The following is an 11,401-nucleotide window of genomic DNA, read 5'->3' on the forward strand; positions in this document are numbered from 1 at the left end:
ATTCGCGACGTCGGAGGCGCGCGGTCCCGCCAATCCGGGCGGCCCGCGGTCCCGAAGGACCGGTGTGGAGATCACGGGAGAACGCATCGGCGTCATCGGCAGCGGGGTGGCCGGACTGACCGCGGCTTACCTGCTGCAACGCAAGTACGAAGTACTGCTGTTCGAGGCCGACGACCGCCTGGGCGGGCACGCGCACACGCACGACGTGCCGAGCACCCACGGCGGCACGATCGGCGTGGACTCCGGCTTCATCGTCCACAACGAGCGCACCTACCCGACCCTGCTCAAGCTGTTCGGCGAGCTCGGGGTCCGGACCCGCGACACCGAGATGTCGATGAGCATCCGCTGCGACGGCTGCGGCCTGCAGTACGCCGGCGCGAAGGGGCTGCCCGGGCTGTTCGCCCAGCGCGGCAACGCCTTCCGCGGCCGGTACCTGCGGATGCTCGCCGAGGTGAAGGCGTTCCACCGGCACGCGAAGCGGCTCTTGGCGGCGCAGGACGCGGGGGACGTCACGCTCGGTGCGTTCCTCGCCATCGGCGGCTACACCCGGTACTTCGTCGACCACTTCATGCTGCCGCTGGTGTCGACGGTGTGGTCGGCCGACCGCAGCGACACCCTCCGCTACCCGGCGCGCTACCTGTTCGAGTTCCTCCGCAACCACGGCATGCTGAGCGTCAAGAACTCGCCGGTCTGGCGGACCGTCGCCGGCGGCTCCCGCGAGTACGTCGAACTCGCGGCGAAGCAGCTCACCGCCGTCCACCTGTCGACGCCGGTGCGGTCGGTGCTGCGGACCGCGGGCGGCGTCGAGATCCGCGACGACGCCGACACCCCGCACCGCGTCGACAAGGTCGTCGTCGCCACGCACGCCGACCAGGCGCTGGCCCTGCTGGCCAACCCGACCGCCGCCGAACGCGAGGTGCTCGGCGCGTTCCGGTACTCGGCCAACGAAGCCTGGCTGCACACCGACACCAGCGTGCTGCCCTCGCTCGCCGACGCCCGCGCCGGGTGGAACTACCGCGCGCCGATCTGCGGCGCCCCGACCGGCGCGGTCCAGGTCAGCTACGACATGAACCGCCTGATGCGGCTCGACGAGCCGACCGGGTACGTCGTGACGCTGAACCCGGGTGACGGCCCCGCGCCGGAGCACCTCCTCGCGCGGATGCAGTACGAGCACCCCGTCTACACGCCGGAATCCGTTGCCGCGCAACGCCGGCTGCCCGAACTCAACGACGGCGTGCTCGCGTACGCGGGTGCCTACCACGGCTGGGGCTTCCACGAAGACGGCTGCGCCTCGGGCGCCCGCGCCGCCGAAAGCCTGGGAGCCGGCTGGTGACGAACGCCCTCTACGACGCCACGGTCGCGCACGTGCGGCGGATCGACCCGCCGCACGCCTTCGCCCACCGCGTCTACCTGTGGCGGGTCGACCTGGACGACCTTCCGCGGCTGCCGTGGTGGCTGCGGCCGTTCGCCCGGTTCGACCGCCGCGACCACTTCGCCGCCGCGGACCCGCGCGGCATCCGGGAGAAGCTGGACGCGTGGCTCGCCGAGCGCGGCGTCGACCTGCGCGGCGGCCGGGTCGTGATGCTCGCCGCCGCGCGCGTGCTCGGGTACGTGTTCAACCCGATCAGCGTCTACTGGTGCCACGACGACGGCGGCCGGCTCGCGTGCGTCGTCGCCGAGGTGCACAACACCTACGGCGGCCGCCACGCCTACCTGCTGCACCCCGACGACGCCGGGCGCGCCCGCGCGGCCAAGGAGTTCTACGTCTCGCCGTTCCAGGAGATGGACGGCGAGTACCGGATGCGCCTGCCGCGCCCGGAAGCGCTGCTCGACCTCACTGTGGCCCTGCGCCGCGGGAACTCGACACCGCTGGTCGCTACGCTTCGGGGAGTTCGCCGCCCGGTGAACCCGCGGTGGCTGGCCCGGCTCGTGCTGGCCCGGCCGCTGCTCCCGCAGCGGGTGTCCGCGCTGATCCGCCGCCACGGCGTCACGCTGTGGCTGCGCAAGGCCGCGGTCGTGCCGCGCACCCCGCAGAACGCCGGAGGACAGCTGCATGGATGAGCCGGCCCGCCCGCGCCACATGGCGCCGGTGCCCTCCGAGAACGCTGACCGGCCCGCGGTGCCGTCCTCGGAGGAGCTCATGGTGCGCGTCGCCAAGGGCGACGAGCGGGCCTTCGAGCTGCTCTACGACCAGCTCGCCGGGCCGATCTACGGGCTCGTCCGCCGGATCGTGCGCGACGCGGCCCAGTCCGAAGAGGTCGCCCAGGAGGTGCTCGTCGAGCTCTGGCGCACCGCGACGCGGTACGCGCCCGAGCGCGGCTCGGCGCTGAACTGGGCGATGACACTGGCCCACCGCCGCGCGGTCGACCGCGTCCGCTCGGCGCGGGCCAGCACCGAGCGGGAGCAGAAGGCGACCTTCGAGGCCGCCCGCGGCCGGCCGTTCGACGAGGTCGCGGAGTCCGTCACCGCGCGGCTCGAACGCTCCCAGGTGCGCCGGTGCCTGTCCTTCCTGACCGACCTGCAGCGCGAATCGGTGCTGCTCGCCTACTACCAGGGCTATACGTATCGCGAGGTGGCCGAAGTGCTGTCGACGCCGCAGGGCACGGTCAAGACGCGGCTGCGGGACGGGCTGATCCGCCTGCGGGACTGCCTGGGGGTGACCGCTTGAGCACGCCGGAGATGCACACCCTGGCCGGCGCCTTCGCCCTCGACGCCGTCAACGACGTCGAGCGCGCGGAGTTCGCCCGCCACCTCGAGCAGTGCGAGTCGTGCGCGCAGGAGGTCGCCGAGCTGCGCGCGACCGCGGCCCGGCTCGGCGCGGCGATGGCCGAGGAGCCGCCGCCGGAGTTCAAGGACCGGGTGCTGGCGGCCATGCACGCCACCCGCCAGCTGCCGCCGCGGACCCGGCCGGGGGCCCACGAGCGGTCCCGGCGGTCGGCGCGGGCCCCGCGCTGGGCGGTGGTCGTGGCGGCCGCGGCCGCCGTCGTCGGGCTCGCCGCGGGCGGCGTCTTCGGCGGGATCGCGCTGACCCAGCAGCAGGAGTTGCAGTCCGCGCAGAGCCGGCTCGACCAGGCGAAGCAGCGCTACGAGCCGGTGGCGGCGCTGCTGTCGGCGCCGGACGCGAAGACCGTGCACGGCGAGGCGCCCATCGGTGGCGGCGTCACCGTCATCGTCTCGAAGTCGCTGAACCGCGTCATGGTGATGGACACCGGGCTGCCGGCCCAGCCAGGCGGCAAGGTCTACGAAGCCTGGCTGATCACCGGCGCGAACGCGCCGCGCTCGGCCGGGGTGATCGCCGCGTCCGACGACGGCGGCCTGGTCGTGGCCGACGGCGTGGGTCCGGTGGACAAGCTCGCGGTGAGCGTCGAGCAGGCGGGCGGTTCGCCCACCGGGACACCCACCGACGTGCTGATGAGCATGCCGGCGCCGGCCTGATCTCGCGCCATAGCAGATCGGGCCGGGGCGGTGCTCCCGGCTCCCCGCTCTTGCGCGCTCGAACGTGTTGTGGCAAAACACCTTTGCGACACACGGCGTGCCTACTGGATTAGAGCGTGCCTGGTGCCTACCGTCCTGCCTAACGTCGGCAGTTGACATAACTCTCAATCTGGGGTTGAGGTTGAGAGTTGATCACCGGCCGGCGGGCTGTACGGGCACAACGATCAGGAAGGCGGACTTCGATGACGCCCCCGCACAACTACCTTGCGGTGATCAAGGTGGTCGGCATCGGCGGTGGCGGCGTGAACGCCGTGAACCGCATGATCGAGGTCGGCCTCAAGGGCGTCGAGTTCATCGCGGTGAACACCGACGCACAAGCACTGCTCATGTCCGACGCCGACGTCAAGCTGGACATCGGCCGCGAGCTGACCCGCGGCCTCGGCGCGGGCGCCGCCCCCGAGGTCGGCCAGAAGGCCGCCGAAGACCACCGCGAAGAGATCGAAGAGGTCATCAAGGGCGCCGACATGGTGTTCGTGACCGCGGGCGAAGGCGGCGGCACCGGCACCGGTGGCGCGCCGGTCGTCGCGCAGATCGCCCGCAAGCTGGGCGCGCTGACCATCGGCGTGGTGACGCGCCCGTTCACCTTCGAGGGCAAGCGCCGCGGCAAGCAGGCCGAAGACGGCATCCAGTCGCTGCGCAACGAGTGCGACACGCTCATCGTGATCCCGAACGACCGGCTGCTGCAGCTCGGCGACATCGGCGTGTCGCTGATGGACGCGTTCCGCTCCGCGGACGAGGTGCTGCTGTCCGGTGTCCAGGGCATCACCGACCTGATCACCACGCCGGGCCTGATCAACCTCGACTTCGCCGACGTCAAGAGCGTCATGTCCGGTGCGGGCTCCGCGCTGATGGGCATCGGCTCGGCACGCGGCGAGGGCCGGGCCATCCAGGCGGCGGAGAAGGCGATCAACTCGCCGCTGCTGGAGGCGTCGATGGACGGCGCCCACGGCGCGCTGCTGTCCATCGCGGGCGGCTCCGACCTGGGCCTGTTCGAGATCAACGAGGCCGCGTCGCTGGTCCAGGAGTCCGCGCACCCGGACGCCAACATCATCTTCGGCACGATCATCGACGACTCCCTCGGCGACGAGGTCCGCGTCACGGTGATCGCCGCCGGGTTCGACGCCGGCGCGCCGACGCACAAGAAGCTAGACCCGTCGACGTTCGGCTCCGGCTCGCGCGCGTCGTCCACCACGGCCTCGGCCGCGGCGGGGCAGGTGTCGAGCCCGCCGTCGCCGCCGTCCGGCGCCACGCCGGTGCCGTCCGCGGGCAGCTCCGGCTACCCGGTGGCGCCGCCGCGGTCGCACTCGCCGCTGCCCTCGGCCACCGGCAACCAGCCGGCCGGTGGGCTCCCACAGCCCGGCGGCGGCTCGCGCGGCTACTCGCCGCTGGGCTCGAACGCGACCCAGGGCAGCCTGCCCGGCCGCGCGATGCCGGTGCACGACGACCCGTCGGACGACGAGGTCGACGTCCCGCCGTTCATGCGGCGCTGATCAGCTGTTCGTGAAGGCCACCTCGAGATCCTCGAGGTGGCCTTCACCGCGTTTGGGAGGATGGGGAGCATGCGGGTTCGGCGAGTGGTCACGACCAGGGCGGGTGGCGCGTCGCGGCCGCCCTACGACAGCTTCAACCTGGGCGACCACGTCGGCGACGACGAGGGCAACGTCTACGCCAACCGGAAGCGCCTGGCCGCCGAGCTGGGCCTGGCCGAGGACAAGCTCGCCTGGATGGAGCAGGTCCACGGCCGGACGGCGACCGTCGTCGACGGCTCGGAGGCTTCCGCGGCGGAGGCGACCGACGCCCTGGTGACCGCGACCCCGGGCGTCGCGCTCGTGGTGCTGGTCGCCGACTGCGTCCCGATCCTGCTGGCCGACGCCGAGGCGGGGGTGGTTTCGGCGGTGCACGCGGGCCGGGTGGGCACCCGGGTCGGCGTGGTCCCGGCCGCGGTCCGGGCCATGCAGGAGGTGGGCGCCGAACCGCACCGGATCGAAGCCCTGCTCGGCCCGGCCATCTGCGGCGACTGCTACGAAGTCCCCGCCGAAATGGCCGCCGACGTCGAAAAACACGTCCCCGGCAGTGCGTGCAAAACGCGCAAGGGGACGCCCGGGCTCGACCTGCGCGCCGGGCTCTGGCGGCAGCTCGCCGACCTGGGCGTCGGCAAGATCGGCGTCGACCCGCGGTGCACGAACGAGGACAAGACGCTGTTCAGCTACCGCCGCGACGGGACCACCGGCCGGATCGCGGGCATCACCTGGATCGAGGCATGACCGGCCGGAAGGCCGAGCTGGCCGAGAACCTGGCCGAGGTCGAGGCGCGGATCGCCGCCGCCTGCCGGGCCGCCGGGCGCGCCAGGGACGAGGTCAAGCTGCTCGCGATCACGAAGACCTTCCCCGCGTCCGACGTCGCGCTGCTGGCCGAGCTCGGCGTCACCGACGTCGGCGAGAACCGCGACCAGGAGGCGGGCCCGAAAGCCGCCGAAGTGCCGGGACTGCGGTGGCACATGGTCGGGCGGCTGCAGCGGAACAAGGCGCGGTCCGTGGTCGGGTGGGCACACGAAGTGCAGTCCGTCGATTCCGCGCGGCTCGCCGACGCGCTGGCCAAAGCGGTGCGTGCGGTTCAAACCGCAGAGATACGTGACGAACCCCTCGACGTGCTGATCCAGGCCAGTCTCGACGACGACCCCGGGCGCGGCGGCTGCCCGCTCACCGAGCTGGCCGCGCTCGCCGACCACATCGCGCAGACGGATGAGCTGCGGCTTCGCGGCCTGATGGCCGTCGCGCCCCTGGGTGCCGACCCCGCCGCCGCCTTCGAGCGGCTCGCTCGCGCGGGGGAGGGCCTGCGCAAAGATCACCCGAATGCCGCAGACGTGTCCGCCGGGATGAGCCATGATCTCGAGCAGGCGATCACGCACGGCTCCACCTGTGTGCGTGTCGGAACCGCGCTGCTCGGTGGCCGCGGTTTAGCCTCGCCGTAGGGAGCTCGCGCGGTCGTCACGTTTCGTGGCCGCCCGCGCGGGGCACTGACGGCGTGGAAACAGTCGGTGCGGGAGCGGCTAGGGCTAGGGAGAGGCATGAGCGCGCTGCAGAAGCTGAAGGCCTACTTCGGGATGGTGCCCGCAGACGAAGACGGCTACGACGTCGAAGACGACTACCGGCGCGGCTACGCGGACGACTACGACTCCTACGAGGAGCCGGCCCCGCGGTCGTCCCGGTCACGGTACCGCGACGTCGACGACACGTACGACGAGCCCGTCAGCCGCAGCCGGTCACGCTCCGTGGTCGGTTCCGAGCCCGCCGTCCACGGTGCACTGGCCGTCGACCGGCAGCCGGAGCCGGTGGCGCGCCTGCGCCCGGTCGTCGAGCCGGTCGTGCGCCAGCCGGTGCGCGACCCGCTGAGCCGCATCACCACGCTCCACCCGACCAGCTACGCGGAGGCGCGGGCGATCGGGGAGCACTACCGCGAGGGCATCCCGGTGATCATGAACCTCACCGAGATGGAGAACGCGGACGCGAAGCGGCTCGTCGACTTCGCCGCCGGGCTGGCGTTCGCGCTCAGAGGGTCGATGGACAAGGTGACCAACAAGGTGTTCCTTCTCTCACCGCCCGATGTGGACGTCACCGCGGAGGACCGCCGGCGGATTGCCGAGGGCGGATTGTTTTTGCGGGGCTGAAGTCGCCGGTACCGCTGAGCGCAAGCAGACGTGACTTTGCCGACCCGATCCGGGGTCGGCCCCCTCAACTGCGTCTTCGAGGAGGACGCCCGGTTAGAGTAGGTACGTGGAAGCTGTGTGGCTGGTCGTCTGGTACGTGCTGTTCGCCTTCTGGCTGCTGCTGACGGCGCGGATCGTGGTCGAACTCGTCCGGACGTTCGCTCGTGAGTGGCATCCGGCCGGAGGGGTTGCGGTCACGCTCGAGACCATCTACACAGTGACGGACCCGCCGGTCCGGTTGTTCAGGAGGATCATTCCGATGGTCCGGATCGGCGGCGTCGGACTGGACTTGTCGATTATGGTGCTGCTGTTGGTTGTGTTCTTCGCGATGCAACTGGCGACTCCAAGTTGATCGGGGAGACTTGGGTGGACCCTGCAGGCCATGGAGTGCGTGAGGTGATCTGATGTCGTTGACCCCCGCTGACGTGCATAACGTCGCGTTCAGCAAGCCGCCCATCGGCAAGAGGGGCTACAACGAGGACGAGGTGGACGCGTTCCTCGACCTGGTGGAGACCGAGCTGGCCTGGTTGATCGAGGACAACAACGAGCTGCGCCAGCAGATGGAACAGCTGGACGCGGAGCTCGAATCGACCCGCAGCGAGCTGGAAAGCGCCAAGGCGAACGTCGGCGCGCCCCCGATGCGCGAAGAGCCGTCGCGGCGCCTGGCGCCGGTGCCGCCGCCGCAGTCAGCCATGGAGCAGACGCAGGCGCACTCGATGGTCGGCGACAGCACCGAGCCGAACGTGCAGGCCGCCAAGGTCCTGGGCCTGGCCCAGGAGATGGCCGACCGGCTCACCGCGGAGGCGAAGACCGAGTCCGACGGCATGCTGGCCGAGGCCCGCACGAAGTCCGAGCAGCTGCTCTCGGACGCCCGGGCGAAGTCCGACTCGATGGTGAACGAGGCCCGCACCCGCGTCGACACGATGCTGAACGACGCGCGGACCCGGGCGGAGACGCTGGAGCGCCAGGCGCGCGACAAGGCGACCACGCTGGAGCGCGAGTCGCAGCGGAAGTACACCGAGACGATGAACAGCCTGAACTCCGAGAAGAGCGGGCTGGGCAAGAAGATCGAGGAGCTGCGCACGATCGAGCGGGAGTACCGCACGCGGCTGCGCGGGTTCCTCGAGTCCCAGCTGCGCGAACTCGACGACCGCGGCTCCGCGGCCCCGGCGTCGGCGTCGTCGAACTCCGGGCAGACGTCCGGTTCGACGAGCGGCGGCCAGGGCTACTCGTTCGGCCCGCGGGCCGAGGCCGGCTGAGTTTCTCCGTAGGACCCACCCCGCCGGCCCGTGCCGGCGGGGTGGGCCACGGTTCGGAGTCGATCCGGCACCGCAGGTGGGCGGGTCGTGGACCGCGCCCGTCCGGTTCGTGTTGTAATGCAGCGTGCTGTACATCGTGCTGGTCCTCGTGCTGGCGGCTCTGGGGTTGCTCGTCACGGCGCTGATCACCGCTTCTTCGCTGTGGGCGTGGGTTTCCATCGGCCTCTCGGTGCTCGCCGGGCTGATCCTGATCGCCGACTGGCTGCGCCGCCGTCGCCGGCCCGCACCCGCACCCAAGGCCGACGTCCCGGCCGAGCCGCCCGCCGAGGCCGCTCCCGAGCCGGAACCCGCCAAGCCAGCCGAAGAAGAACAGACCACCCTCATCCCGGCCGCCGGCGACCTGGGTGACCCGGCTGCCGTGGAAGAACCCGACGCTTCAGCCGAGCCCGAACCGAAGGCCGATTCCGAGCCGGGCGTCGAAGAGACCCCGGACGCCGACATCGCCGTCCTGGCCGACCTCGAGGACGAGGTCGTGGTCGTGGACGAACACCCGCGCTACCACCTGCGCACGTGCCCCTGGCTGGGCACCCGCGACCTGATCCCGATCGGCGTCGGCGAGGCCCGCCAGCTCGGCTTCACCCCCTGCGCCACCTGCACCCCCGACGCCACCCTGGTCGCCGCCCACCGCTGACCGTGATGCCTCTCCAATCACGCGTGATGCCTGTCTGATCACGCGTGATGCCCATACCGGCACGGACGAACACGGCGTCAGGCAGCGAGGTCGGCCACGCCGAGGTGGGTTTCCAGCGCCTCTGCTCCTTCCAGAGTCAGCCGGAGGGCGCGGTGAGCCTGCGCGCGTCGGCGAACCCAGCCAGCCTCGGTGAACCGGGCCGCGACGGCCGCGCCCAGCGCGCCCGCCAGGTGGTGGCGCTGCTCGCTCCAGTCCAGGCAGAACTTCAGCAGCGGACGCCGTTCCACTGCGACGGCCTCCAAGTCCACGCCCAGTGAGCCGAACACCTCAGCGGCCGCGGGGCCCAGCGTGTACGGGTGCTCGCGCAGCGGAGCCGAAATCCGGTCGCCCGGACGCCGTCGCGTGTCGGGTGCGCCGGCCAGCGCGCCCCGGGCGAGCAGCGCCGACGTGACCGCCACCCCGAGCCGGCCCGCGAGGTGGTCGTAGCACGTCCGGGCCGTCCGCAACGCCTCCGCGCGGGTGCCCTCGCGCAACGACGTCACCGGCTGGGACGGCGAGAACCGCGCCAGCGTCTCCAGCAGCTCCGCGGTGTCCGGCCCGGCCAGCCGGTAGAACCGGTGGCGTCCCGACTTCTCGGCGACGACCAGGCCCGCGTCCCGCAGCTTCGCCAGGTGCGCGCTGACACCCGGCGCGGACAGCCGCGCCTCGGCGGCCAGCACCGACGCCGCCAGCGCCCGGCCGTCGGCCAGCGCGAGCAGCACGCGCACCCGCGCCGGGTCCGCGAACAGCGTGGCCGTGCGGGCGATGTCGGCGTCGCCTTCCATGTCCCCAGGATGCTCCCGGCACGCTTCCACCGCGACGGAAGTGTCCGCGCGGTCCACTGGAGGCATGCTCCTGCTCACCATGTGCGCCGGCATGTTCCTCGTGCAGCTGGACGTCACGGTCGTCAACGTCGCCTTGCCGAGCATCGGCTCCGGACTGGGCGCGCACCTCGCCGCGCTGCAGTGGGTGGTCGACGGCTACGCGGTCGTCCTGGCCGCGCTGCTGCTCACCGGCGGTGCGCTCGGCGATGTCTTCGGCCATCGCCGGGTCGTCCTCGTGGGCTTCGCGGTGTTCGGTACGGCGTCGGCCGCGTGCGGGCTCGCCACCACCGCGCCCCTGCTCGTCGCCGCCCGCGCCGGACAGGGCCTGGGCGCGGCGTTGCTGCTGCCCGGCACCCTCGCCGTCATCACGAACGCCTACCCGGGACGCGCCGAGCGCGCGCGGGCCCTCGGCATCTGGGCCGGGGTGTCGGCCCTGGCGCTCTCGGCGGGCCCGGTGCTGGGTGGCGCGGTCGTCGCCGCGGCCGGCTGGCGGCCGGTGTTCTGGCTCAACGTCCCGGTGGTGCTGGCGGCCGCCGTGGCGACCCGGCGGCTCGTGCCGCGCGGTGACCGCGGGCCCGGGCGGGTCGACGTCGCCGGCATCGTGCCGGCCGCGCCCGCGCTCGGGGCCGGTGTCTACGCGATCATCGGCGGGAGTGTCGTCGCCGCCGTGCTCGCGGTGGTCCTGCTGGCGGCGTTCCTGCTCGTCGAACGCCGGTCGGCGCACCCGATGCTGCCCCTGGACGTGGTCCGGCGGACGGCGGCGGCCAACCTCGTTGCGGCGGCGATGAACTTCGTCGGCATCGGCACGATCCTCGTGCTCACGCTGTACCTGCAGGGCGTGCGGCACGCGGGACCGCTGCGAGCCGGGCTCGAAGTGCTGCCGCTGTTCCTCCCGCTCTCGGCCCTGGCGCCGGTGGCGGGCCGGCTGACCGGACGGTTCGGGCCCCGGCCGCCGATGGTCGCGGGACTCGCGCTGGGCGCGCTCGGGATGCTGAACCTGGTGCTGTGCAACGAAAACAGCGGGTACGCGGCCCTGCTGCCGACCTTGCTCGGGCTCGGAGCCGGGATGGGCCTGGTGACGACGGCGGTGGTGACGGCCGCGGTCGGCGGTGTCCCGCCCGGGCGGGCCGGGGTCGCCAGTGGCATCAACAACACCGCCCGCCAGGCCGGCGGCGCGCTCGGGGTGGCGGTGCTCGGTGCCAGGGCGGGCGGCGGCCTGCACGCGGTGGGCCTGATCGCCGGGGTGTTGTGGCTGCTGGCGATCGGCGTGACGCTGGCCGGTGTTCGTGCCCCTCGTGACAACCCGGTTGCGCGGGCCGGTTAACCTGGTAAGCAACACGGCGTCGATCCGGCCATCACCGGGGAGCCTCCGGAAGAACCGAGCAGC

Annotated in this window: 13 protein-coding genes; 12 read left to right on the plus strand and 1 reads right to left on the minus strand. The window is 72.4% G+C overall.

Translation table 11 applies throughout. From position 1 onward, the window contains the following. Nucleotides 1-64: 64 nt before the first annotated feature. The 11 genes from OO60_RS29820 to OO60_RS29870 all read left to right on the plus strand — a co-directional run bounded on the left by OO60_RS29820 (nucleotide 65) and on the right by OO60_RS29870 (nucleotide 9,151). Nucleotides 65-1,333, plus strand: a complete 1,269-nt coding sequence (locus tag OO60_RS29820) for an NAD(P)/FAD-dependent oxidoreductase (RefSeq protein WP_004559068.1) — start codon at nucleotides 65-67, stop codon at nucleotides 1,331-1,333. Beyond that, entirely contained in the window at nucleotides 1,327-2,061 is a 735-nt protein-coding gene (locus tag OO60_RS29825) for a DUF1365 domain-containing protein (RefSeq protein ID WP_033262571.1), read from the plus strand. The genes OO60_RS29820 and OO60_RS29825 overlap by 7 nt, the downstream gene beginning before the upstream one ends. Then, complete coding sequence (gene sigK / locus OO60_RS29830; RefSeq protein WP_004559066.1) at nucleotides 2,054-2,668, plus strand: ECF RNA polymerase sigma factor SigK; 615 nt, start codon at nucleotides 2,054-2,056, stop codon at nucleotides 2,666-2,668. Before OO60_RS29825 ends, sigK begins: the two co-directional genes overlap by 8 nt. Beyond that, nucleotides 2,665-3,435 carry an anti-sigma factor gene (locus tag OO60_RS29835; protein WP_244885598.1) on the plus strand — a complete coding sequence of 257 codons (771 nt, stop codon included), beginning with the start codon at nucleotides 2,665-2,667 and terminating at the stop codon, nucleotides 3,433-3,435. The genes sigK and OO60_RS29835 overlap by 4 nt, the downstream gene beginning before the upstream one ends. Nucleotides 3,436-3,677: 242 nt before the next feature. Beyond that, nucleotides 3,678-4,985, plus strand: coding sequence for a cell division protein FtsZ (gene ftsZ, locus OO60_RS29840; protein ID WP_004561801.1), 1,308 nt, complete (start codon nucleotides 3,678-3,680; stop codon nucleotides 4,983-4,985). Between the two features lie 69 nt (nucleotides 4,986-5,054). Then, nucleotides 5,055-5,759 carry a peptidoglycan editing factor PgeF gene (pgeF, locus tag OO60_RS29845; RefSeq protein ID WP_033262573.1) on the plus strand — a complete coding sequence of 235 codons (705 nt, stop codon included), beginning with the start codon at nucleotides 5,055-5,057 and terminating at the stop codon, nucleotides 5,757-5,759. After that, a complete protein-coding gene (locus tag OO60_RS29850; RefSeq protein ID WP_004561799.1) occupies nucleotides 5,756-6,466 on the plus strand; it encodes a YggS family pyridoxal phosphate-dependent enzyme in 711 nt (236 codons plus the stop codon). Before pgeF ends, OO60_RS29850 begins: the two co-directional genes overlap by 4 nt. A gap of 96 nt (nucleotides 6,467-6,562) precedes the next feature. Further along, the gene (locus OO60_RS29855; RefSeq protein ID WP_004561798.1) at nucleotides 6,563-7,162 is read left to right on the plus strand and encodes a cell division protein SepF; all 600 of its coding nucleotides are present in this window, start codon (nucleotides 6,563-6,565) and stop codon (nucleotides 7,160-7,162) included. A 115-nt stretch (nucleotides 7,163-7,277) separates the two neighbouring features. Further along, complete coding sequence (locus OO60_RS29860) at nucleotides 7,278-7,553, plus strand: YggT family protein (RefSeq protein WP_013224824.1); 276 nt, start codon at nucleotides 7,278-7,280, stop codon at nucleotides 7,551-7,553. Between the two features lie 52 nt (nucleotides 7,554-7,605). Next, nucleotides 7,606-8,460 carry a DivIVA-like cell division protein Wag31 gene (gene wag31 / locus OO60_RS29865; RefSeq protein WP_004561796.1) on the plus strand — a complete coding sequence of 285 codons (855 nt, stop codon included), beginning with the start codon at nucleotides 7,606-7,608 and terminating at the stop codon, nucleotides 8,458-8,460. Between the two features lie 124 nt (nucleotides 8,461-8,584). After that, nucleotides 8,585-9,151, plus strand: coding sequence for a hypothetical protein (locus OO60_RS29870; protein ID WP_004561795.1), 567 nt, complete (start codon nucleotides 8,585-8,587; stop codon nucleotides 9,149-9,151). Between the two features lie 77 nt (nucleotides 9,152-9,228). Here the strand turns inward: OO60_RS29870 and OO60_RS29875 are convergent, their stop codons facing one another. Beyond that, on the minus strand, nucleotides 9,229-9,975 hold the full coding sequence (locus tag OO60_RS29875) for an ArsR/SmtB family transcription factor (protein ID WP_033262574.1): 747 nt from the start codon (nucleotides 9,973-9,975) through the stop codon (nucleotides 9,229-9,231). 64 nt (nucleotides 9,976-10,039) lie between these two features. On the opposite strand from OO60_RS29875, the gene OO60_RS29880 reads away from it, so the two are divergent. After that, a complete protein-coding gene (locus OO60_RS29880; RefSeq protein WP_033262575.1) occupies nucleotides 10,040-11,338 on the plus strand; it encodes an MFS transporter in 1,299 nt (432 codons plus the stop codon). Nucleotides 11,339-11,401: the final 63 nt, after the last annotated feature.

Source organism: Amycolatopsis vancoresmycina (assembly GCF_000716785.1).
Taxonomy (GTDB): Bacteria; Actinomycetota; Actinomycetes; order Mycobacteriales; family Pseudonocardiaceae; genus Amycolatopsis; species Amycolatopsis vancoresmycina.

Bases quoted from the DNA above. Each gene is read 5' to 3' on its own strand.
- pgeF (WP_033262573.1), top strand. From the start codon at position 5,055: ATGCGGGTTCGGCGAGTGGTCACGACCAGGGCGGGTGGCGCGTCGCGG.
- sigK (WP_004559066.1), top strand. From the start codon at position 2,054: ATGGATGAGCCGGCCCGCCCGCGCCACATGGCGCCGGTGCCCTCCGAG.
- wag31 (WP_004561796.1), top strand. From the start codon at position 7,606: ATGTCGTTGACCCCCGCTGACGTGCATAACGTCGCGTTCAGCAAGCCG.
- OO60_RS29850 (WP_004561799.1), top strand. From the start codon at position 5,756: ATGACCGGCCGGAAGGCCGAGCTGGCCGAGAACCTGGCCGAGGTCGAG.
- OO60_RS29855 (WP_004561798.1), top strand. From the start codon at position 6,563: ATGAGCGCGCTGCAGAAGCTGAAGGCCTACTTCGGGATGGTGCCCGCA.
- OO60_RS29875 (WP_033262574.1), bottom strand. From the start codon at position 9,975: ATGGAAGGCGACGCCGACATCGCCCGCACGGCCACGCTGTTCGCGGAC.
- ftsZ (WP_004561801.1), top strand. From the start codon at position 3,678: ATGACGCCCCCGCACAACTACCTTGCGGTGATCAAGGTGGTCGGCATC.
- OO60_RS29880 (WP_033262575.1), top strand. From the start codon at position 10,040: ATGCTCCTGCTCACCATGTGCGCCGGCATGTTCCTCGTGCAGCTGGAC.